General features: G+C 69.2%; 20 protein-coding genes. 3 read left to right on the top strand and 17 right to left on the bottom strand.

The genetic code is table 11. The features are described from left to right. Window positions 1-193 precede the first annotated feature (193 nt). From ABZ646_RS17305 to ABZ646_RS17270, 8 genes are all read right to left on the bottom strand, one after another. The gene (locus ABZ646_RS17305) at window positions 194-1,927 is read right to left on the bottom strand and encodes a relaxase/mobilization nuclease domain-containing protein (RefSeq protein ID WP_360519227.1); all 1,734 of its coding nucleotides are present in this window, start codon (window positions 1,925-1,927) and stop codon (window positions 194-196) included. Then, window positions 1,924-2,268: a mobilization protein gene (locus tag ABZ646_RS17300; protein ID WP_360519224.1), complete on the bottom strand. Its 345-nt coding sequence runs from the start codon at window positions 2,266-2,268 to the stop codon at window positions 1,924-1,926. Before ABZ646_RS17300 ends, ABZ646_RS17305 begins: the two co-directional genes overlap by 4 nt. Before the next feature lie 594 nt (window positions 2,269-2,862). After that, window positions 2,863-3,054, bottom strand: coding sequence for a hypothetical protein (locus ABZ646_RS17295; protein ID WP_360519221.1), 192 nt, complete (start codon window positions 3,052-3,054; stop codon window positions 2,863-2,865). Beyond that, window positions 3,051-4,646 carry a hypothetical protein gene (locus tag ABZ646_RS17290; RefSeq protein ID WP_360519218.1) on the bottom strand — a complete coding sequence of 532 codons (1,596 nt, stop codon included), beginning with the start codon at window positions 4,644-4,646 and terminating at the stop codon, window positions 3,051-3,053. The genes ABZ646_RS17295 and ABZ646_RS17290 overlap by 4 nt, the downstream gene beginning before the upstream one ends. Continuing rightward, complete coding sequence (locus ABZ646_RS17285; RefSeq protein ID WP_360519215.1) at window positions 4,643-5,284, bottom strand: WhiB family transcriptional regulator; 642 nt, start codon at window positions 5,282-5,284, stop codon at window positions 4,643-4,645. Before ABZ646_RS17285 ends, ABZ646_RS17290 begins: the two co-directional genes overlap by 4 nt. Window positions 5,285-5,438: 154 nt before the next feature. Beyond that, entirely contained in the window at window positions 5,439-6,143 is a 705-nt protein-coding gene (locus tag ABZ646_RS17280) for a hypothetical protein (RefSeq protein WP_360519212.1), read from the bottom strand. A 2-nt stretch (window positions 6,144-6,145) separates the two neighbouring features. Beyond that, on the bottom strand, window positions 6,146-7,051 hold the full coding sequence (locus tag ABZ646_RS17275; protein ID WP_360519209.1) for a helix-turn-helix domain-containing protein: 906 nt from the start codon (window positions 7,049-7,051) through the stop codon (window positions 6,146-6,148). Next, entirely contained in the window at window positions 7,048-7,194 is a 147-nt protein-coding gene (locus ABZ646_RS17270) for a hypothetical protein (RefSeq protein WP_360519206.1), read from the bottom strand. Before ABZ646_RS17270 ends, ABZ646_RS17275 begins: the two co-directional genes overlap by 4 nt. Before the next feature lie 668 nt (window positions 7,195-7,862). Between ABZ646_RS17270 and ABZ646_RS17265 the strand changes: the two genes are divergently transcribed. After that, the gene (locus ABZ646_RS17265; RefSeq protein ID WP_360519203.1) at window positions 7,863-8,768 is read left to right on the top strand and encodes a helix-turn-helix transcriptional regulator; all 906 of its coding nucleotides are present in this window, start codon (window positions 7,863-7,865) and stop codon (window positions 8,766-8,768) included. Window positions 8,769-8,808: 40 nt separating this feature from the next. On the opposite strand, the gene ABZ646_RS17260 is transcribed toward ABZ646_RS17265, so the two are convergent. The 4 genes from ABZ646_RS17260 to ABZ646_RS17245 all read right to left on the bottom strand — a co-directional run bounded on the left by ABZ646_RS17260 (window position 8,809) and on the right by ABZ646_RS17245 (window position 12,924). After that, a complete protein-coding gene (locus ABZ646_RS17260; protein WP_360519195.1) occupies window positions 8,809-10,011 on the bottom strand; it encodes an amidohydrolase family protein in 1,203 nt (400 codons plus the stop codon). Window positions 10,012-10,039: 28 nt separating this feature from the next. Continuing rightward, the gene (locus ABZ646_RS17255; protein ID WP_360519192.1) at window positions 10,040-11,155 is read right to left on the bottom strand and encodes an MAB_1171c family putative transporter; all 1,116 of its coding nucleotides are present in this window, start codon (window positions 11,153-11,155) and stop codon (window positions 10,040-10,042) included. A 3-nt stretch (window positions 11,156-11,158) separates the two neighbouring features. Further along, entirely contained in the window at window positions 11,159-11,698 is a 540-nt protein-coding gene (locus tag ABZ646_RS17250) for a hypothetical protein (protein ID WP_360519189.1), read from the bottom strand. A gap of 992 nt (window positions 11,699-12,690) precedes the next feature. Further along, entirely contained in the window at window positions 12,691-12,924 is a 234-nt protein-coding gene (locus ABZ646_RS17245; RefSeq protein ID WP_360519186.1) for a hypothetical protein, read from the bottom strand. 140 nt (window positions 12,925-13,064) lie between these two features. On the opposite strand from ABZ646_RS17245, the gene ABZ646_RS17240 reads away from it, so the two are divergent. Then, window positions 13,065-14,303 (top strand): IS256 family transposase, encoded by a 1,239-nt coding sequence (locus ABZ646_RS17240; RefSeq protein WP_360519183.1) that lies wholly within the window; start codon window positions 13,065-13,067, stop codon window positions 14,301-14,303. A gap of 294 nt (window positions 14,304-14,597) precedes the next feature. On the opposite strand, the gene ABZ646_RS17235 is transcribed toward ABZ646_RS17240, so the two are convergent. The 5 genes from ABZ646_RS17235 to ABZ646_RS17215 all read right to left on the bottom strand — a co-directional run bounded on the left by ABZ646_RS17235 (window position 14,598) and on the right by ABZ646_RS17215 (window position 19,761). Next, entirely contained in the window at window positions 14,598-15,956 is a 1,359-nt protein-coding gene (locus ABZ646_RS17235; protein ID WP_360519180.1) for a glutamine synthetase family protein, read from the bottom strand. Between the two features lie 3 nt (window positions 15,957-15,959). Next, complete coding sequence (locus ABZ646_RS17230) at window positions 15,960-17,465, bottom strand: amino acid permease (protein ID WP_360519177.1); 1,506 nt, start codon at window positions 17,463-17,465, stop codon at window positions 15,960-15,962. Window positions 17,466-17,547: 82 nt separating this feature from the next. Then, window positions 17,548-18,480 (bottom strand): hypothetical protein, encoded by a 933-nt coding sequence (locus tag ABZ646_RS17225; RefSeq protein ID WP_360519174.1) that lies wholly within the window; start codon window positions 18,478-18,480, stop codon window positions 17,548-17,550. 228 nt (window positions 18,481-18,708) lie between these two features. Then, on the bottom strand, window positions 18,709-19,134 hold the full coding sequence (locus ABZ646_RS17220) for an ATP-binding protein (protein WP_360519230.1): 426 nt from the start codon (window positions 19,132-19,134) through the stop codon (window positions 18,709-18,711). Window positions 19,135-19,293: 159 nt separating this feature from the next. Next, entirely contained in the window at window positions 19,294-19,761 is a 468-nt protein-coding gene (locus ABZ646_RS17215) for an ATP-binding protein (protein WP_360519171.1), read from the bottom strand. A gap of 164 nt (window positions 19,762-19,925) precedes the next feature. On the opposite strand from ABZ646_RS17215, the gene ABZ646_RS17210 reads away from it, so the two are divergent. Then, on the top strand, window positions 19,926-20,666 hold a 741-nt coding region (locus ABZ646_RS17210; RefSeq protein ID WP_360519168.1), incomplete at its 3' end, for a helix-turn-helix transcriptional regulator.

The raw sequence follows: 20,666 nt of genomic DNA, 5'->3' as shown, positions 1-20,666 counted from the left end.
CCGTCAGCCCGGTGAGGTGGCGTTCGTAGAAGCGGGTGTACATGCGGGCAACCGATGCCTACAGCCTCCGCATCGGACCTGGTTCGCCGCTGAGGTCCGATGCGGCGCACGATCATGCTCTGGAGCGTGGGAGAGCGGTGGTGATCCCTTCTCACGGCGATGCGCTGAGGCCACGCGGCGGCACTCGACGGGCTCACAGGGGTCCACGCGACGTCTCGTCGCTGCTGCGCCATCGTCCGGGCGCGGAGGGCTTGGCGGTCGTCCCATGTGTTGCGGACCAGCTTGTTGCGGTGCTGGTCTTGGGCAGGTGGGAGGCGTCGGCAGGTAGGTCGGCGGTCCGTCGCATCCGCCACACGAGCACGTCGCTGACGGAGTCCGCGGTGCCGAGTTCGCGCCGTGCACCAACGTCGGACAGGAGGGCGGCCGGGTCGTGGCCGGCGGCTTCGGCTTCCGCGATGGTCGCCGCAAGGGCGTACCAGCCGGGTTCGGCGAGGATCTGCTCGGCCAGCTCCGGCAGCGCCTCGCGCAGCAGCATCGTCTGCCGTTGGAGCATCGGCGGACCCAGACGTCGGCCGCGCTGGTAGAGGACACCGAGGGGTTGTGCGGCGGCGGCTTGGTAGGCGGTGCGCAGGTGCTCGGCAGTCCGGGCGGCGGCCTCGGCCTGCTGGGCGTGTCCCTTCCGGGCGTGCCAGTGCGCGGCGGCGGTGATGAGGAAGAACAGCATGTCGATCGCCATCGCCGTGGTGGCGCCGTCCTCACCGCGGCCGAGGGCCGGGCCGCCGTGGATGAGGTCGCGGGCGGCCTGCCGCAGAGCCTGATCGTGCCCGCGCACGGCGCGGACGTGAGAGCGCGAGGCCCGCTCGAAAGCCGTTGCAGCGTCGCGGAGTTCGCGGCGGGTGTGGGCAGCGGACGTCTTCGCAAGGGCGTCCAGGACTTCGCCGGCCGCGGCGATGTGGGCGGCGGCGACCGCGTCGTTGCTGTGCTCGACGACGAGCAGGGCCTGCCACACCGCCGAGGCTGTCTCGCGGCGTGCTGCGGCCGGACTGCCCGGCGCCGTAGGGATGATTGCATCCTCCTGCCGCGAAGCCGGGGTGTCTCCGGACCAGCGCTCGCGGATGCGGGGCAGGGAAAGGTCGGGGGCCAGGCGGGCGCCTGGGTAGAAGATGGGATCGCCGTCCTTGTTCAGGTCGTCGGGTAGGGCGACCTTGTATCCGAGCAGGTCGCCGGAGGGCGCGACGCGCTGGCGGATCAGGAGGCCGGCGGCGGCGAGCCGGTCGAAGAACTCCTCGTCGCTCCTCGCGCCGGCCACCGCCCGCCGTACGGTTTCGCGCAATTCCTCGCGGGCGGTGCGCTCGCGGCCCTGACGTTCGGCCTTGTGCCGTTCGGCGCTGGTGGGCCGCTGCGCGGCGGTGCCGTCGCCGGGTGCGACTTGGTGGAGGCCGAGTTCCTTCTCGATGAGCCGGGCTTCGGCCTGCGCTCGCTTACCGGATCGGTGATGGTCGGGGCGTCGGCCGTCTTCGCGCACGAGGGTGGCAACGATGTGGATGTGGTCATCGGCGTGCCGCACGGCTGCCCAGCGGCAGCCCGCGCCGTCGCCCGGGTCGATCCCTGTGGCGGCGACGATGCGACGCGCGATGTCCGCCCACTGATCGTCCGTCAGGATCGGATCGTCGGGCGCGGCGCGCACCGAGCAGTGCCACACGTGCTTGTCGGGGCGCTGGTCCGAGGTGAGGAGATGGAGCGGCTGGTCGAGCAGCTGCCCGAGATCCTTCTTGGTGGCTGCCTTGTCGCGTCCGGGGTCAGGTGACATGCCGTCGAAGGAGGCGACGAGATGCGGATCGACGTGTTCCTCATGGGTTCCCTTGCCGTAGAGGTAGTACAGCAGGCCCAGGGTGTGGCTGCCCTGCTTGTGAATCTGTGGAATCAACTCGCCTCGTCCGTTTGTCGGTTGGCCACCTTGTCTGCAGCTTTCCGCACCGCCTCGGCCGCTCGGTGGACGTCGGCCATCACCTGGGTCAGATGGGGTACGTCACCGCCGGAGTTGAGGATCTTGGCAGCTTGATTGAGGTTGCTGCCGGCCCAGCCGAGCTGACGCCTCATCGTGAACAGTTCGGTGAGCACGTCGCGTTCGGTGGCGATGGCGGCGGCGGTACGGGACTGGTCGCGGGCCATGGCTAGCCCGGCGTAGGCGAGGAACCCCGCCACGCTCATACCGGTGGTGTCTGCTCCGGCCTGGATCAGAGCGAGTTCGGACGGGTTGAGGCGCACGCTGTGCGCGCGACGCTGCTTCTTGTCGCGCGGACGCGCTCGCCCCTTCGGCCGCCCCTTGCAGGCGGCTTTTGGCTGCGATCCGCCCTCGGTCGCAGCCTTCCCGGCGGGCGCCCCCTGGTGCCAGTCGGGCCCCGCCACCCCAGGGGCGAGGACGGGTTCGGACGCTGCCCCCTCGGGGGAGTGTCCGAACCTCCATCTTGCTCGCCCGGAGACCGAGTTGGAGTCAGGAGCAGGTTCCGGGGTAGTGCCGGTCTTTGGCGCATTCGTCATCGGGTTTCGGGCCTCGTGGAGCGGGTTAGGTGCTGGAAGGTCGCGGCCAGTGCGAGGACGTCGGCCGGCCCTCGAAGGAGGTGGACGGGTCCATCGGGGTGGTCCTGCACAAGCCACTGGCCGGTCGGCGTGAGGACGGCGGCGTGCAGGAGCCGCCGGCGGACCAGGACGTGTGTCCAGGCGCTGGCCTCGGCAGCTGTTGGCTCGGACGGGCGAGGGGGACGCGGTATCACGGCGTGTCTCCTGGAACGGGGTGGGTGGCCCAGCACAGAGCCGGGCCACCGGTTGCGATGAGGGCGGTTGAGCCGAGGTTTTGCCGGGTCAGCCGCATTCCGGGCAGCGGCTGACGTGGCTGCTGAGCGCCCGGGCCATCCGCTGCTTCGCCGAGGCGGCGGTCTTCGCGCTTGACTTTGCCGCGGGCCTGCCCGTGTGCCGCTGGGAGTGGGCGACCAGGAAGCCGATCTCCCGCTCGTACTCAGCGCGGACGGTGTCGAACTGGTGGCAGGTCTTCATCGGGTGGTGTTCCTTCTCGTCGTGGTACCGCCGCTGCGCAGTTCCTGCAGGACGAGGCTTAGCCGGTCGTTCCGGCCGCCCTTCAGGCCCTCGCGGCGGAGGATCTCCCGCAGCTGCACACGGGTGACTGCTTCGTTGCCGTCCCGTTCGAGCAGGGCGGGGACGTGGGGGCGGACCTGCTGGACGAGCTGGTCCACCGACTGCTCCAGTTCCCGGGGCGGGCGCTGTGTCTGCGGGGTGCGGGGCCTGCCGCGCTTCCCCTTGTTCTTCGTCCTGGTCTTCGTGGCCGTCTTCCGGCGGAGGGGGACCTTGTGTCCCCGGTCCCCGGTGGTGTCGGTCCCCGATTCGGTGTCGGTCGGTCCCCGGTCCCCGGTGGTGTCGGTCCCCGAATCAGCGGCGCTCGGTCCCCGACGCGAATCAGTGCCCTGAGCAGGGACTTCTCGCGCGTTGCCGCCGGTCCGCGCGCCCGCCGCGTCTCCCGTCGCAGCCTCCGTCTTGGCGGGACCGGTCCCCGGGACCGGGCAAGCTTCTGGGGCCATGGTCCCCGCGGCGGTCCCCGTTTCGTGACCTTCTTTCCCCGCGTCTGCCGATGCCTTCGAGTCCGCGATCTCGGGGACCGGTCCCCGAAGGTCACCCGGTCCCCGGTCCGGGGCCGGTTCGCAGGGACCGTGGGGACCGTGGACGGGAACCGGCGCATTCGACGTCGGCTGGGCGGGGACCGTGGCGGCCGTTGAGGTGCTGTACGTCGGGGACCAGGGAGACGGAAGTGGGACCGTGGCGAGCGCGAGGGCGTGCCGACGTGCGGCGAGTTGGTCGAGTAGCTGCGCGCGCTGGAGGGGGTCGGTGCCCACCGAGGCCCTGCCGACCGCCTTCGACAGGCGCCGTGTGAGTCGTCGGCCGCGTCGGTTCCGCTGCTGCTCGGGTGTGCGCTCGGCGAGGCGGGCGGCGAGCGCGACCGCCCGGGCGGTGGCCCGGTCCCGGGTGATCTGCGCGGCGTTGCGGTCTCGCGCGGCGATGCCGAGTCGGGACAGGAGCCGTTCGCGTGCCTCCCGGCCCAGGACGGCGATCAGTCCGTTGGAGGCGGCGCCCGGGGTGCGCAGGCGCAGTTCGATCCCCATCGCGAGGTGCCACAGCATCGCCGCCATGACCGGCCCTACGAAGGCCCGGACCGTCCCGCCGATGGGACCGCTCTCGGCGTAGGCGGGGATCACCTGCACCCCGGTGATCACCCAGACCAGCGTGCCCGGCACGCCGGGGGCGCCTTGGGCGGCCAGGTTCTGCCGGGCCATCAGCGCGGTCGCGAACAGGGCGAGTTCGGCCGCGGCGAACATGCCGGCCCGCTCGGCGGTGCCGGCCATGTCGAGGTAGTCGGCCGCGAAGCGCCACGAGGTGTCAGCGCTGTAGGCGGTGCAGCCCAGGGCGGCAACGGCGGCGACCTTGACCGCGGGGCCGCCGGGACGTTTCCGCGGGCGGGTTCCCCGGCGCCGGAAGGTCCAGGCGGTCAGCACGAGCGCGAGGACGGCGGGTACGGCGGCGGCAAGGAGGAGCGTGAGGTCCGGAGCGGCGCTGAGGGCCAGGACGGGGTGGGTCATGCGGCCTTTCCGAGAGGGGCGTGCGCCGGGCTCGACGCTACCGGGCGGACAGTCGGCTGCCGGGTTCCGTGCGCGGCGGGCGTGGGGCTGCCCTTTGCTGGGGTGGCCTTCTTCCGCTTCTTCTTGGGGCGCGGCACGCCGTAGGTGCGGTCGCGGTCGAAGACCTTGTTGGCGGCCTGCCGGAGCAGGTCACGGGCGTGCTTGTGGCTGATCCGCAGGGCGGCGGCGAGCCGGTCGGGGCGCCAGCCGCGTACGTAGGCGTGGTCGATGACGACCTGCCGTTCGGCTTCGGTCAGGTGTACGTCGCGTCCCTGGAAGAAGGCGATCACGCGCCGGTAGTCGAGGCGCTTGGGCAGTCCGTCGTGCCAGGGGCGACGCTCGTCTTCGGTGAGGCCGCCCCAGATGCCCTCCTTGAGGACGTTCTCCAGGGCGAAGTTGAGGCAGTCGCTGCGTACCGGGCACCAGCCGCACAGCTCCTTTGCCTCGGCGATGGCTTCGTGGTCCCGGGGGAGCGGGAAGAACACAGCGTCGGCGTCCTCGACGTCCATGCCGTGGCATGCCCCGCGGGTGTGCCAGCTGGTGTCTGCGATGCCGCGCAGGCCGGTGGCCGGCGTGTCGTGGGTGGTGATGTGGCGCAAGGGGGTCTCCGATGTGCTGCCGCGCCGGCCGGTCAAGGGTCTCCGGCTGGGATGCGGAGTCGGGTACCGGCTGCGGCGCACGGGGGCGCCGCAGCCGAGGCGGAAGGGTGGTGTGGTGGTGCACCGGGCGGGGTGCACCGGCCTTTCGCGCTGGTCAGGTCATGGCGGGCTGCTGGACCTTGTCCTGCTGGGCGGCGGCAAGGTCGAGTCGGCCGGGGTGTGGGGTGGCGCGCGGGGCGGTTGCACGGACCCCGTCGTCGGGGCCGATCCGCCGGCGACGGCAGGGCTCGCCGGGCTGGGCCTTGCACCACTCGCAGCGCACGCTCAGAGCGTCGGGCTGTCCCTGGACGATGGCCGCCTCGCGTGCTGCCCGGGCGGGCCGGTAGGGCGCGAGGGCGGCTCGGGCAGCGGGCGGGATGCAGGAGCCGACCTCCCGCAGCATCCCCTCCAGCCGCGGATCGGTCCCCTCGCGACCGCTGGTGATCGCCCGGGCCTGTGCAGGTTCCGCGAGGCCGGCGGCGACGGCGCGGCGCATGCCGGCCAGCTCGGCGGTCCAGGCGGCTTGGTCGTCCGGATCGGCCGTCGGCGTCGGATCGGAGTGCCGGGCCAGGCGGTCGCGCCGGTAGCTCTCCCAGGGACGGGCCACGTCCGCGGGCAGGATCTGGTAGGGCGAGGTGCGGATGTGCTGGCGGGCGGCGACGCGGGCGTCCCAGCCGTGCGGAGTGGCCATCGGCACGTCGCCGAGCAGCTCGTGCCACTGGGCGAGCTGGTCGCGCGCTTCGCCCTGGTCGGTGCGGGTGGTGCGGGGGTCGAGTCGGCCGATGTAGGCCAGCAGGGCGGCAGTTTCGCGGCGGTCCATGGCTACTCCGTTCCGGTCGGCTCGTCGAGAGCGGCGAGAAGTGCGGCGGTGTGGGCCTCGGCGCGGGTCATGCCGCCGGTCGGGGCGGGACCGCTGCCGGGCAGGGCGTACAGGCCCGGGCGGGTGGGGGCGTGTTCGCGGGCGATCCAGGAGCGCCAGTCGGCCGCCCAGGCACCCGCAGTGCGGGGACTGAATCCGGCGCGGTGGCTGCGCCACTTCGCGTCGGCCGCTCGCAGGCCCTCCTCGCCGAGGCGGTCGAGGTGTCCGTGCTGGCGGGCCCAGGCATGGCTGTCTGGGTCGACCTGCCATGCGCCGGCCGGGGTGACGGCAGCACCACTACTGCTGCCCTTACGGTTCACCTTCGGTTCTCTACGGTTCTGGGGGTCGGATCCCGCACCGTCCTGTGTACGGATTCCGGCCCGTCGAGGGGGCGGATTCCGGCGGGAGGGGCCGGATTCCGTACCGGCCGGATTCCGGTGCGGGGGCTCGGAATCCGTACCCTTCTTGGGGAAGATTCCGTACCGCCGTAGGCCCTTGTGGGCCTCCTCGTCCAGGTCGGGTACCGGGTCGGATTCCTCCGGAGGCTCGACATACGCCTCCGGGTCCGTCCGCCTGGCGGCGGTGACCTTGGCCTGCCACGCGGCAGCGCGGGGCAGCCGGTAGACCGTGGTGCGCTGGGGGCCCTCCAGATGGCCGAGGACCTTGAGTTCCCCACTCTTGTCGAGGGCAGTGAGCGCGTCGCGTACAGCGGTGCGGGACGCGTTCGTGCGCTCGACCAGACTTGTGATGGAGGCCCAGGCGACGCACGTGTCGTCGGCGACCCGGTCGGCGATCGACAGCATCACCAGGCGGGCGGTGCCCCGGCTGGAGCTGTGCTCCCACACCCACTCGCGGGCGTCGACACTCATCGGCGGCCCCCGGTCATCAGAGCCAGCTGCCGCTTCGCCGCCTTGCGGGTGCCGTGCGGCGGGTGGGAGCGGCGAGTCGCCAGGACGAGGATGGTGGTCGCGCAGGCCGGACCCTTGGGTCTTTCGCGCAGGGCAGGAGGCATGCAAAAATCCCCTTTGCAGTGCTGCCACGCTGACGCGCCCCGTGCAAAGGGTTCAGCGTGGTGGTGGGCAATCTCCGTTCCCGTCGGGCCTAGCCGGGCTCTCATGGGAGCGGTACGTGCCGCTATGCGTCCGGCGTCCGGGAGTAGCCGCTCTCGGGCGCCGTCGCTGTATGCGGATCTGCTCGGAATGCTCGGGACCAGCCGCGCTTCCTCCCACTCGTGGCCCCCGGGGCGGGCTGCCCGAGGGGACGACGAACATAGCCACGGAGCCGCGACAAGATCCAGAGTTGGTTCTAAAACTCTGTAGTAGTTGCAGGGCGTGACCCAAAGCGGGCACAAAGTCACCCTTGCCGCGATCGGCCTCGTGCCGTCCGAGGCATCCGATCGACCTGCACCTCCGACGTCGTGCGCGGTGCTGGTGGGACGGTGTGCGTCACGCCGCCCGGCGTAAGGGGTGCTGCGACATCGTGCGGACTTCCTGATGCGTGCGAAGGGAGGCGGAGGCCCGGCGCGGGGCGGGGCTCACTGCCGTCCGGTGAGGCTGGGAGCGAATCGGCAGGCCGCTGGCGTGCAGGGCTGCCTCGTTATCGCTAAGCTGAAGCTATTCTTGGCAGAAGCGAAAGTCAACACGATGTGCCTGCTTCATTTTGGAGAGAATCCGAGGTCAGATGCCTGCCCGCCGTTTTGACCGGGTCCTTGCCCGCCGTGTGCGGCGTGCTGCTGACCGCCACCAGAGCGAGGTGGCGGCAGAGCTGGGTACGACCGACTCCGCGGTGGCGAACTGGGAGGCCGGCCACACCTCACCCGACCCGGAGAAGCTGGCCGCCTACGCCGCGGCTCTCGGAAGCGATCTAGATGAGCTGTTTCCCCGTACCGGACTGCCTGATCTTGCCGATCTGCGCTGTGATGCCGGCATCTACCAGTACGAGACGGCAGCGGTGATCGGCACCAAGAGCGCCAGCCCTGTGGCGGGAGCTGAGCGTGGGGAGCGCCGGCTCCAGGCCAAGTACATCCCCGTCCTGGCTGCGAAGTACGGCGTCAGTGAGACGGAGCTGCGCCGGGCGGAGGATCGTTCCTTCGCCGCCGCAGAGGCGAGGAAGAACGGCACAGCGCCAGAGCCCGGCACTCAGGAAGCCACGGCTGCGGAATCGGGCCGGCCGCCGGAGTCCCTCAGTGAAAAAATCACCCTGATCTTGCAGCGCTCCTACCCGGGCCCGCAGGGGCCGCCCTCGGACGCGGAGATGGCGGCCGCGGTCAACGCCCACGCGGGCGCAGCGGTCATCACGGAGAAGGACTTCGAGGATCTGCGGACCGGTGTCACGGACGCGGCGGCGCCGGTGGTCCTGGACGCGCTGGCCGCCGTCTTCGGTGTGTCGCGGATGTACTTCGAACCGGACGAGGCCGTGGCTGCCCAGGTCTATGAAGGTCTGCAGCTGCTGGCCGGCGCGAGGCGGGGCGCTGTGGGCCGGGTGAGGGCCCGTGGCCTGGGCGGGCGGGGCCTTCCGCCCAAGACGATGGCGCTGATCAACCAGCTGGCGGCGGAGATGGCGGAGCAGGAGGGCGGCTCCGCGTAGTGCGGCCTGCACCCCCGCGAGGGTGCAGGCCGGAAACGGGCTACGACTGCTGCTGGGGCCGCGAGCCCAGATCGTGCACCTGCCCTGCGGCGACGACGGCGCGGATTGCCTTGAGCACGCTCAGGTCGGTCAGTGGGTCGCCGTCGACGACCAGCAGGTCTGCGCTGAGTCCCGGCTTGATGCGGCCGGTCGACCCGCCGATTCCGAGAGCGTCGGCGGCGTCGGCGGTCGCCATGTCGAGGACCTGGTCGTTGGGCATGCCCAGGTGCGCGTAGAAGCCGAGCGCGCCGACCAGCGTGCCGTCGAACCCGGTGCGCTGCACCCCGGCGTCGGTTCCGGCGATCAGACGCACACCGGCCTCGGCCATCTCCCGGACCTGCCCGAACAGGACCTTCGTGCGCTCCTCGCCGAAGATGCGGGCCGCCATCTGCCAGTGCGGGCTGACGGCCGGGCAGACCGCGATACCCCGCTCGACGATCTTTTTGAGGACCTCCTGGCCCAGGGCGAACCCGTCCTCCGTCATCCAGGTGCAGTGTTCGATGGTGTCCACGTCGGCGTCCACGGCCGCCGCGATGCCGGCCGCGCTGTGGGCGTGCGCGGCCACCGGCACCCCGGCCTGGTGGGCCTCGTCCACCAGTGCCCGCAGCTCGCCCGCGGAGAACTGGGGCTGCCAGCTCTTCGGCCCGTCCTTGGTCAGACCGCCCCCGCTCGCCATGACCTTGATCACGCGGGCGCCGGCCACCAGGTTGCGGCGTACCAGGTCACGGACCGCGGTCTCGCCGGAGACCTCGCCGCCCAGGAAGTGGCAGTGGCCGCCGGGCACCGTCAAGGGCGTGCCTGCCGACACGATCCGCGGTCCCCGTGTGTGCCGCTGTTCGATCTCCTCGTTCAGGCGCAGGGCCAGGTGGTTGCGATCGCCCAGGTCCCGGACGGTCGTGACGCCGCCGGAGACAAGCTGTTCTGCGCGCTGGCGCATGCCCGCGAGGAGGGCATCGTCGTCGGACTCGCGGAGCGCGGCCAGCGGATCGGCGCTGCCGTCGAACACCAGGTGGACGTGGGCGTCGATGAGCCCTGGCACGACGGTCGCGTCGGGAAACGCGAGGTGCACCCCGTCCGACCCTGCGTGACCGGCGAGCTGCGCGCGCGGGCCCACGTCGGCGATCGAATCGCCCTCGACGAGGACGGCACCGTCCTCCAGGTACGTTCCGGAACCGGTCAGGACCCGGCCGGCCGTAATCAGCATGTGCTCTCGTCTCCTTGTTCTGCCCAGGTCACGCGGCCCGCCGGAGGTTCTCCGACACCGCAAGCAGCTGGCGGACGTCCGCGTCCGTGCCGTCTCCCCTCGGTACAGCCAGCGCGACCGCCGGCCCGGGCGCCGGGACACCCTGCTTGACCATGTCGGCCGCGGTGCGTAGACGCTCGGCCAATTGCGTCGGCCCGAGGTCCAGCACGTTGATACCTTCCCACTCGTGCACTACGTATGGGCTGATATCCACCAGTCCGTCACGGCACTCCACGATCCGCCGGTGGTATCGGCGATGCACGCCACGCGACCGCCACCGGTCCCACATCCCCTGGGAGGCGGGACGCAGTTCGTTCTCCGGATAGACCTCGATGAGCAGTTGCCACAGCGGGGCCAGCCGACGGTGATCCCGCCGCCGGCGCAGCCACAGCTTCGTGGCGGTGATCCTCGCGCGGGCCACGGAGTAGGTGACGCCCGCAGCGAAAGCCAGGCTGGATACCACCAGCAGTACCGACACGTAGGTGTTGATCCGGATCGGCACGAGACCGCCGGTCCACCGGATGGTGACGAAGACGGCGCGGATCGCGCAGGCCAACGCCATCCCGCCCAGGCCGATCGCCGTCATCCACAACCCGGTGGCGTACGGCCGGACGGACATGCGGGCGTAGCGGGCCGACCACCACCCCGCCGCTGCGACCGCGTACATCATGTACAGGCCGGCGACGGTGTAGAACACGAAGATCGGCAGCACGGTCATGTCCACCGTGGCGTACGGCGCGCCCAGCTCCTGATCCGGCACGCTCACCGCCGCCACGGTGATCGCCACCGCGACCAGGACCATGACCACGCCCTCGCGCCGGGCGCGGCTGTGCGCGGCCGGCCCGTCGGCCGAGTACAGGTAGAAGCACATGAGGAAGTACATGGCCAGCAGCAGAAGCAGATTCTGGACGAGCCGTGCCATCCCGTGCCCGGCCAGGGTGTCGATGCCGTGAGCGCCGCCCGGCATGGCCACCGGGTACGACAGACCCATGCTCAGCAAAGCGAGCGCCACTGACCGGGTCGGAGCATCGTGCGGTGCACGCCACCACAGGTAGAGCCGCCACACGACGGCACCCGCGATGATCAGCAGAAGGTACTTGGCCACGGTCTACAACCACCCTCGCCGGTCGCCCAGAGCAGCTTGCACCCGCCGCACGCGTGGATCCTCCGACAGCGCCGGGAGCGCGTCGACCACCGAGGACCACTCCAGGATGATGGTGGCCGCCAACTCGACCGAGCACTCTTCCGCGTCGTCGTAAGAGCAGCGGGCGGCGACCCGCCGAATCAGCTTGGGATCCAGGACCGGAGTGAGGTCGGACCAGACCTCGACGAACTCGTCCGTAGGTACCTCTGGAACTTCCTCCCGCTTCTCTCCCCACTCGTCGACGAGGACGTGGAGGACCTCGTGGAGGATGATCTGCTGCTGGTGAAGCCGGGTCGTCTCCTCCTGGTAGAGGATCACGTCCATCTGTGGCATATCGAGCCACAGCCCCGAAGGGCCGGGCTTCTCCAGCGCCCAGGGGCGCAGGACCATGGGCCGGCCGCGCCGTTCGCTGAGAGCCTGGGCCAGCTTGTCCACGTCCAGCGGCGGGACGACGCCCAGGCTGCGTAGCTCTTGGCGCAGCCGACGGTGGAGATCGCGTTCCACGGTGCGTCGCTCAGCAGTACGCCACCGTCCCAGTCGGCGCAGACTCACCCGAGCTCTCGCCGGCACGGCAGGTTCCGGGCCGCCACGGCGGCTTCCTCCGGGAGACATTGAGCAATCCCTTCGTACCGACTGGGACGTGGCTCGCGGTCCGAGCCCTGTGCCAGCCACCACGGGTCAACGTTGTCTGGCACCCCGGCGGTACGCACGAGGGTGATCACAGAGCCCAGGCCGGCACCGGAAGAAGTGTCCTTGTCCGCCTTCGCGAGCGAGTCACGAGGACGAAGAAGCTCCACCCCGTACACCATCGGTCACTAGAGCGAACAGCAATCACCCCGCTAGGAATCCTTCGACGAGGTCCCCGGGGGCCACTCGGACTTTACGTGAAGCCTGTTAGGGATCAAGGCTGGAAAGTACCCTTCGGTAGCCAACTCGAGGGTGCCGACCGAAGCGTAGAAAAGTGTTAAATCCACCCCTCGCTATAACGATCATGAGTGTGACCTGGCGCTTCGCCTTGTGTTCATAGTGGTCACACTCCACTCGCGGACGCATACTTCCGTTACCTCTTCGAGATCTTTATGGGAGAGGAAATCGGACATGATGGCAATAACTGCCAAGTTGGCGCCTGCTGTCGATGATGAAGGTGTGGATGTGGGGGTGGTCACCTTCGTGTCGCATGTGCTGGATGGTGCATCGCCATGTCGGTCGCGCAGTGGTGATGTTTTCAGTCACTCTGGCGCGCGCTCTGGGGGACCTGGCGAGTGGGGGTATGTCCGGAGCTAGTCGTTCTATCTGGTCATGGTTTGGAGGTGGTGGCGCGTCCGCGTGGGGCGGTGTGATCGCTCTGGCATTTCTCGATTGCAAATAGAGCCAGGGGTAACGGGCGAACGGGCCGCATGGGTGGTGTTCGGGCAGTGAGTTACCTCCGGGGCGGCTGGGGCAAGCCGACTCGGGGTAGGGGCTGACCGGGGCCTGAGCGCCCGCACGGGCGGGCTTCAGATGATCATCAACCAGCCGCCGGGATCGTGCGCTGGGGGATCACCAGGAACGCGTTCTTCGACAAGCTTCAGCCACGCCAGCGCAGCACGAACAGCGACACCGAGTTCGTGTAACCGAGTCGCCGCATCTGGTCGGGGCCTCTGCTCGTCCAAGGCCTTGGCGATGTGATCCAGCACGACAGCCGCAAGGGACTGCATCTCCTCGTCCAACTTCGGCGCGAGCGCTTCCACTCGGGGTTGCGTCCTGAGAAGTGGTGTACCGGTTCCCACCTGATCCGGGCGTTTGTCCCGGCGTCGGAGTGAGGGGCCGGATAGAAGAACGGCCACCGGCTGATCTTCGAGTTGTCGAATGCTCGAAGGAGACCAGCACGATGACCGCACCAGACAGTGTGCCCCTGCGCGCCCTCGCCGAGGACAACCTCGCTGCGGCGCGTCCCGATCTGCTGCGCGCGATGGTCAAGACGTTCGCCGACGCGCTCATGTCCGCAGAGGCCGACGCCCTCTGCAATGCCGAATACGGGCAGGTCAGCGACGAACGCGTCAACCACCGCAACGGCTATCGCCCGCGCGAGTGGGACACCCGCGCCGGCACTGTCGAACTGGCCGTCCCCAAGCTGCGTCAGGGCAGCTACTTCCCACACTGGCTTCTCGAGCGTCGCCGCCGGGCCGAACAGGCCCTCATCTCGGTGGTGGCCACCGCCTACCTGCTCGGTGTCTCCACCCGCCGAGTGGAGAAGCTCGCCGAGTCCCTCGGGGTGACGCAGCTGTCGAAGTCCCAGGTCAGTGCGATGGCCAAGCACCTGGACGAGCAGGTCACCGCCTTCCGTAACCGTCCCCTGGACGCCGGCCCGTACTCGTTCGTCTGGGTCGACGCACTCACGCAGAAGGTCCGCGAGGGCGGTCGCATCGTCAACGTGCATGCGCTGATCGCGGTCGGCGTCAACGCCGACGGCCACCGCGAGATCCTCGGCCTGGACGTCGCCACCGCCGAGGACGGCGCCGGCTGGCTGGCCTTCCTGCGTTCCCTGATTGCCCGCGGCCTGTCCGGGGTCCAGCTCGTCATCTCCGACGCCCACGCCGGCCTCGTCGACGCGATCGGTGCGGTTCTGCCCGGCGCCTCTTGGCAGCGATGCCGCACCCACTACGCGAGGAACTTGCTGAGCCAGGTGCCGAAGTCGGCCCAGCCCTGGGTGGCCACGCTGCTGCGGACGGTCTTCGAACAGCCCGACACCGACGCGGTCCAAGCACAGATGCGCCACGTCCTGGATGCGCTGGAGGCCAAGTTCCCCAAGGCCGCAGACCACTTGGATGCCGCCCAGCACGACCTGCTGGCCTTCACCGCCTTCCCGCGGGAGATCTGGCGGCAGATCTGGTCGAACAACCCGCTGGAGCGGCTGAACAAGGAGATCCGCCGCCGCACCGACGTGGTCGGCACCTTCCCCGACCGCACCGCCGTCATCCGGCTCGTCGGGGCGGTCCTGGCCGAGCAGAACGACGAGTGGACCGAGGCCCGCCGCTACATGGGTCGCGAGCTCCTCGCCAAGGCCCGGCTCCACCCGATCGAGTCAGAAACCGACGAGACCGTCCTGCCCACCGAACTCACCGCATAGCCTCAAAGACGAGATCACCGAGTGGCCGTCGATACACCACTCCAGCGGACGTGACCCAACTCGGGGCCGAGTTTCCTGCTGTACCCCGCAAGCTCGACGCACAGGCTCTCGATTTGCTGGGGGTCCGGCACAGGAGTCCAGAGCGCGGTATGGCAAGTTTTACGGGCCCTGTCTTTGATCGGGTCCTTGTCGGCCGGTGCCGAGGGGCTCACGCTGCTCTACCGCCATTTCGCTACTGGGGCCGTCGAGGGAGCGCCCCTCGACGGCAGAGAGGTTGAACCGTGTGCGGGTTGGTCAGGCCAGGGTGAGGCGGCGTCGTTCGACGTCGGTGACCTCGCGGTGCTGCTCGTCGATCTCGACCTGGGCCGCCCGCCCGTAGTGGGCGACGACCTGCTTGCCAAGGAGATCGCGCGCCATCACGCCGCGGCGGAAGTCCACCAGCGCCTCGCCGAGGTCGCGGGGCAGCGGAGTGAAAGCGTCACCGGCGTATCCATCACCCACGCACGGGTCTGGCAGGTCCAGCTTCTCGTCCAGGCCGTGCGCGATGGCCGCGAGCGAGGCAGCCGCCACCAGATACGGGTTGGCCTCCGCGCCGGCGAGCCTGATCTCCAGGCGGCTGCTGGGTCCGTGCCCGGTGACCCGTATCGCGCACCCGCGGTTGTCCAACCCCCAGTTCATGAACTGGGGAGTGAAGGAATGCGAGGTCGCATACCGCTTGTACGCGTTCGTGTTCCCCGCGAACAGCGGCATCAGGTGCGGCGCGGCGGCGATGAGTCCGGCGATGCTGTAGGCCATGGTCCCGGTGGGCAGGGCGCGCGGCGAGGGCCGGCCGAACAGCGGCTCTCCGTCGTGCCAGAGGGACAGGTTGAGGTGCAGACCGCTGGATACCCCCGTTTCAGGCGCGGCCATGAACGACGCGGTCAGGCCGTGGCGGCGTGCGAAGTGCTTCACCGCGTGCTTGTAGACCGTGTAGTTGTCGCAGGCCTCCATCACTCCGCCCTTGGGGAAGGTGGCCTCGATCTGGCCGGCCGCGCCCTCCCCTTTGAAGGCCTCCAGCTCCACTCCGGCGTCCGGCAGGGCGTCCTCCAGGTGGGTGAGGAGGTCACCCAGGCGGGGTGGCAGGTCCAGGTCGTAGTCGATGTTGCGTTCCACCGCCGGACGGTCGCCGTTGTAGAGGACGAACTCGGACTCCCAGCCGACCTGGACGTCGTAGCCGAGTTCCGCCAAGCGCTCGACCTGCCGGTGCAGCATCTGGCGGGGTGCGACTTCGATGGGCGCGCCGTCGGTGTCCACGGCATCGCAGTGGACCAGGGCCGTGCCCGGCATGTACGGCAGCGGGCGCAGGGTGCTCCAGTCGGCGTTGACGCCCATGTCGTGGAATCCGTGGTCCCAGCTGGTCAGGTCGAACCCGTCCAGCGGCTCCATGGCCGCGTTGGTGGCCAGCAGGTATGAGCAGGCCTCGCCCACGCGGATGCCGTCGCCCTCGTCGAGCCGCTCGAAGAGCGCGACGGCGGCGGATCGCTTGCCCTTGAGGCGGCCGAGCATGTCAGGCACGACCGTCAGCACGGTGCGGATCGTGCCGTGCTCCACGGCCTCGCGCAGGTCGTCCTTGCTGAGGACGCGCGGCGCGGCGGGGAGGGAATCGGTGGTCATCGGTCAGATGCCTTCTTCGATCAGGGCTTCGCTGGGCTGGGCGGTGTGGTGAGCGGTGAGTTGGTAGGCCTTCTTGCCCCGGGTCTGCCAGGTGACCCAGGCGAACAGCAGAGCGATCACGAGGGTGATGCCGGCGTAGTTGAAGGAGCTGGTGGTAACCGGTGAGGTTTGGGGCACGCAGAACACAAAGGTGATGACCACGACGTAGGCACAGGCGATGACACCGATCGGCTTGCGCCAGGCCCCGAGGGTCCACGGCCCGGGGCGGTAGCCGCGGCCCTTGCGCAGGGCGAGGTAGACCGGGATGCCGTAGGCGGGGATCATGCCGACCGCGTTGATCGCGGTGATCGCGCCGTAGGCGGCTGTCGAGTACAGCGCGGGCAGGGCCAGCACGAACGGCACGACGACACTGAGCCAGACGGCACGCGTAGGGGTGTTCGTCCGCTCATTGACCAGCTGCCAGTTCTGCCACCCCCACAGGGCCCGGCTGCGGGAGAACGCGTAGATCATGCGCGAGGAGGCGCCGACCTCCGCGTTGCCGCACAGCAGCATCGCCACGATCACGACCAGCATCAGCGCCTTCGCGCCTGCCGCACCAAGGACATCGAGGTAAATCTGCGCGGGAGGAACCCCGGTCGCCGAGTTGAGCGTGCCCTCGTAGTTCTGGACGGCGAGCAGCATGCCGGCCAGGAGGACGAACCCCGCCACCCACGACACCCAGATGGAACGCACGATGCCGCGAGGCGCGGAGACCTGCGCGTCGGTGGTCTCTTCGGCGATGTGCGCGGAGGCATCGTATCCGCAGAACGTGTAACCGGCGACCAGGGAGCCGACCAGCACCACCTGGAGGGTGCTGCCGAGGCCGCTCTCGTTGTGAAGGCTGAGCAGGAACGAGGGGGACTGGTGCGGGGCGGAGGACAGAGTGAGGGCGCCGACGATGAACAGGACGCCGCCGAGCTGCCACCACACAGAGATCGAGTTGAGCAGGTTGAGGACACGGACGCCGGCCGCATTCAGCAGGCCGTGCACGAGTAGGAACACCGCGAAGATCAGCATCGTGGTGGCGTTGGTGGGGGCGACGTTCCACTGCATCTGGATGAACGCGCTGGTGAACTGGGCGGCGCCATAGTCGATGCCGGCGATGGCGCCGAGCAGCCCGAGCAGGTTGAGCCATCCGGTCACCCAGCCCCAGCGGGGGCCGCCGAGCTTGCTGGCCATGAAGTAAGGGCCACCCGACGTCGGGTAGGCGGAGACCACATCGGCCAGCGACAGCCCGACGAGCAGGGTGAAGAAGCCGATGACTATCCAGGTGCCGAGCATGACCACGGGCCCGCCGTGGCTCATACCGAACCCGAACATGGTCTGTCCGCCGGCGAGGATGCAGATCACCGAGACGCTGATCGCGAAGTTCTGGAACGCGCTCGTGCGGCGGCTGAGCTCGGGCTTGATCCCGAGTGTGGCCAGGACATCGTCATCGGCGGGCGTCGTGCCGGTTCTTCTGTGAGACACCAGAGATCACTTTCGAATCAGGTGGAGAGGGGAAGGGACAGATCGGAGGCGGAACGCCCAGTAGGGGACGGCGGGGGCTGGTTCAGCTGGTGTTTTTGAGGGGCCAGCGGCGCAGGGTGGAAGCGCGGACCGTCAGGAACCAGTCCTCCCAGTTCCTGCTGCGGCCCAGGATCGTGTTGACGTCTTTCCAGGGCTGGGCGGTGACGTAGGGGCCCATCGCCCGCAGCACGTCGGCCGCCTTCTGAGACTCGCCGTTCGCGACCAGGGCGTGGGCCAGGTGACTGAGGTCCGCCATCGACACCCACGGGTATTCGGTGGGCGGAAGCTCGGCGAACCACTTGTCGTAGGCGTTGACGGCGTGGTGCCCTACGGTCCCGGTCTGCCAGAACCGCAGCGTGCCCGCCCTGCCTTCCTCTCCGTGCTCCTTGCGGAACTTGTCGCCCAGGGCGTAAACGGACAGCATCCACAGCTCCGGACTGGGCGGCTCCGACATCAACAGCCAGCAGGAGAAGTCCATCGCGGCCCCCGGGCTGCGGACCCTCTGGAAGAACTGGCGCATAGCGTGGTAGCCCGCGCGATTACCGGGGTGACGGGCCGCGACCTCCCCCAGCAGGGGCCAAGGACCAAGGTGAGGCATCCCCTGTTCACGGCCGCCAGGCAGTTCGTCCCACGGCATCTGACGGTGCCGCGCGTACGGATCGAGGTAGTGCGCCGGGTAGGGGAGCTGCGCGAGCAGGATCTTGTCTACCCACGGCACCGGACACTCCGGCAGCAGATCGGCCGCCCGCCACCCCGCCTTCGCAGCAAGCCGCGCGGCACGTCCCACCACCTCCTCGCCCATACCGCTGCGGAAGGCCCTGAGCGCGGCCCGGGTCAGCACCCGGGCCCACATCATGGCCGCGTCCGGACTGTCCGGCTCCTCGTCCAGCCACAGCTTGAAAATGCCCGGATCACCGGCACCGGCCGCCAGCATGTTGCTGCGGCTCGTCCGCAGCCCCCACTCACGGCCCGTCATTTCGAGCAGCTCCCGGGCTGCGTGGTAGCGCCCCAGCCGCAGGTCTTGGAGAGCGTTCCGTAACTCGGTGTCAGCACCGACCGGGCTGACAATCAGACGCATGTCATCGGGGGCGCCGTTGGGGGCGAAGCGCGCATATGCGGCACCGGACGCTAAGGAATCAGGCATGGGGGAGGCCTTGGGATTGAGGGGTGGACGTAGCGACTTACCGGGTCATGAGTGAGGAGTTCAGGGCGAGAGGCCGCGATCCGGTTCCGGAGCGGCAGGGTCCGAATCCTCTGGCGTCGTGGGCAGAGGGAGCGTGCACCAGGCGCGGCTTCCATCGGGAGTGAATCCCCAGCTACCACCCGCGTCCGCCGTCACGGAGTCGACCAGGAACAGACCTCGGCCGTTCTCACTGTCGGCGGACGGGTGCTGCACTGCGGGAGGCGGGGATGGGGTGTAGTCAGCGACCTCGATACGAAGTACGCCGACGGACGGTAGCCACGCCCGTACGCCGATGGTGTCCGAGCCGCCGTACAGGATGGCGTTCGCACACATCTCAGAGACGATGAGAAGCACGCAGTCAGTGAGGTCCTCCGGCACTCGGTGATGCTGGCACCAGGCCCGAGCGTCCCGCCGTGCCTGAGTGACGCTCGCCGCGGCCGCCGGCATCGCGATGTCGAATCCGTCCGTCACGGGGTATCGGACCGGAAGGAGAAACGGCACCGTCGCCAGGCTCGTCGATCCGGCAGGGTTTGGAGACATTGGGGGTGACTCTCTGGTTGCGTTCTATTCTTCGGATAATGCGGCGGGTCACGTGCGAGGCTGTGGTCAGCTGGGCGTGTGCGGAACGAGCAACGTCACCCAAACGTCTTTGCCGCCGCCAGGCGACAGGGCCGAGCCGAAAACCTCGGCGAGTGCCTTGACGAGTTGGATGCCCCGACCGTGCTCGGAGTCGGGAGAAGCCTGCACTTGCCTCGGCTCATTGGGGTCATCGTCATGAATGCACAGAGTCACGCCGCCGGGGATCTTGGTGAGCGTGATCTGAGCCTCTCTTGCTCCGTCATGCGCTGGGGCCGTGTGCCGAAGCACGTTGGTGAGCAGCTCCGTCACCACCAGCTCCGCGACGTCGCAGAGCCTTCCGAAGCCCCACAGGTCTAGGTTGGCTCCGACGATCCTCCGTGCGAGACCTACGGATCGCGGTGTCACATCGAGGGTCATGTCCAGGTGGCCGGCGGACACACGCGCCAACGCGCGCACCCCCTCCGAAGCTTCGGGACGAGTAAGGGTCTCGACCATCTCTCAGATCCACTTCGTTCCGCCGAACCCTCACAACGAGGCTCGACTGCGGTGTGTACTGGTGTGGAACCGGTCGGCAACCATTTAGTCAGGCCGGGCGAATACCGTGCATGCGCTGATGCCGAGGACCGCAGGTATCGGCATCGGCAGGACAGGGGCGAGGGATGCCGCAGCCAGAAAAGAAGCTCAACCCCGGTGCCTCGCCCCAAGAGTGGTTCGGCTACCAGCTCAGGAAGCATCGCAAGCTCAACAATCTGTCAGCGCGTCAACTTGGCAGGCTGGTGCAGGTCAGCGACGACATGATCTTGAGTATCGAGCACGGGAAGTACCCGAGTTGCCACTTGCACCTGGCGCAACGGCTCGACGAGGTCTTAGGCACCGACGGTCTCTTCGGCGAGGCCTGGCCGATGGCGTTCAAGCCCGTCGATGCCGATAACAAGCAGCCTGATGCCGATAAGGGGCCTTCGAGGACGGTGGAGGACGCCGCTCCGCGACAAGAAGGCCGCATGCTGGAAAGCGATACCCCATCGCCTTCTGGGAGTCCTGTGCCTGTGGACCGCCGCGCCTTCCTCTACAAAAGCAGCGTCGCTGCCCTAGCCTCCATAGACCTGGTCGCGCTGGTCTCCCCGGCCAACCTGCCCCAGCCCCCCGCCCGCATTCGGCCTCTGGACATCGACCAGATCCTCAGCGTGGCCGACGAGATCCATCGCCATGACAACAAGCAGGGTGGAGGCGGCCTCGTCGGTGTAATCGCTGGCCACGCGATGCAATGGGCTGTCGGTCGGCTCACTGTGTCCTGCCCGGACCACCTACGAGCTCCGCTGTACGCCGCGGTCGCTCGGCTAGGCATCGTCGTCGGCGCCAGCCACTTCGACGCATACGCTCACGAGGACGCCAGAATCGCC

Origin of the sequence: Streptomyces sp. NPDC007162 (assembly GCF_040634175.1) — a bacterium.
Lineage (GTDB): Bacteria > Actinomycetota > Actinomycetes > Streptomycetales > Streptomycetaceae > Streptomyces.
The sequence above is the reverse complement of the archived record's forward strand: the minus strand, read 5'-3'. Positions and strand labels throughout refer to the sequence as shown.

Excerpts from the sequence above, each read along its gene's own strand:
- ABZ646_RS17295 (WP_360519221.1), bottom strand. The coding sequence starts at position 3,054 with ATGAAGACCTGCCACCAGTTCGACACCGTCCGCGCTGAGTACGAGCGG.
- ABZ646_RS17290 (WP_360519218.1), bottom strand. The coding sequence starts at position 4,646 with ATGACCCACCCCGTCCTGGCCCTCAGCGCCGCTCCGGACCTCACGCTC.
- ABZ646_RS17280 (WP_360519212.1), bottom strand. The coding sequence starts at position 6,143 with ATGGACCGCCGCGAAACTGCCGCCCTGCTGGCCTACATCGGCCGACTC.
- ABZ646_RS17275 (WP_360519209.1), bottom strand. The coding sequence starts at position 7,051 with ATGAGTGTCGACGCCCGCGAGTGGGTGTGGGAGCACAGCTCCAGCCGG.
- ABZ646_RS17270 (WP_360519206.1), bottom strand. The coding sequence starts at position 7,194 with ATGCCTCCTGCCCTGCGCGAAAGACCCAAGGGTCCGGCCTGCGCGACC.
- ABZ646_RS17265 (WP_360519203.1), top strand. The coding sequence starts at position 7,863 with ATGCCTGCCCGCCGTTTTGACCGGGTCCTTGCCCGCCGTGTGCGGCGT.
- ABZ646_RS17260 (WP_360519195.1), bottom strand. The coding sequence starts at position 10,011 with ATGCTGATTACGGCCGGCCGGGTCCTGACCGGTTCCGGAACGTACCTG.
- ABZ646_RS17240 (WP_360519183.1), top strand. The coding sequence starts at position 13,065 with ATGACCGCACCAGACAGTGTGCCCCTGCGCGCCCTCGCCGAGGACAAC.
- ABZ646_RS17235 (WP_360519180.1), bottom strand. The coding sequence starts at position 15,956 with ATGACCACCGATTCCCTCCCCGCCGCGCCGCGCGTCCTCAGCAAGGAC.
- ABZ646_RS17225 (WP_360519174.1), bottom strand. The coding sequence starts at position 18,480 with ATGACGGGCCGTGAGTGGGGGCTGCGGACGAGCCGCAGCAACATGCTG.
- ABZ646_RS17220 (WP_360519230.1), bottom strand. The coding sequence starts at position 19,134 with ATGCCGGCGGCCGCGGCGAGCGTCACTCAGGCACGGCGGGACGCTCGG.
- ABZ646_RS17215 (WP_360519171.1), bottom strand. The coding sequence starts at position 19,761 with ATGGTCGAGACCCTTACTCGTCCCGAAGCTTCGGAGGGGGTGCGCGCG.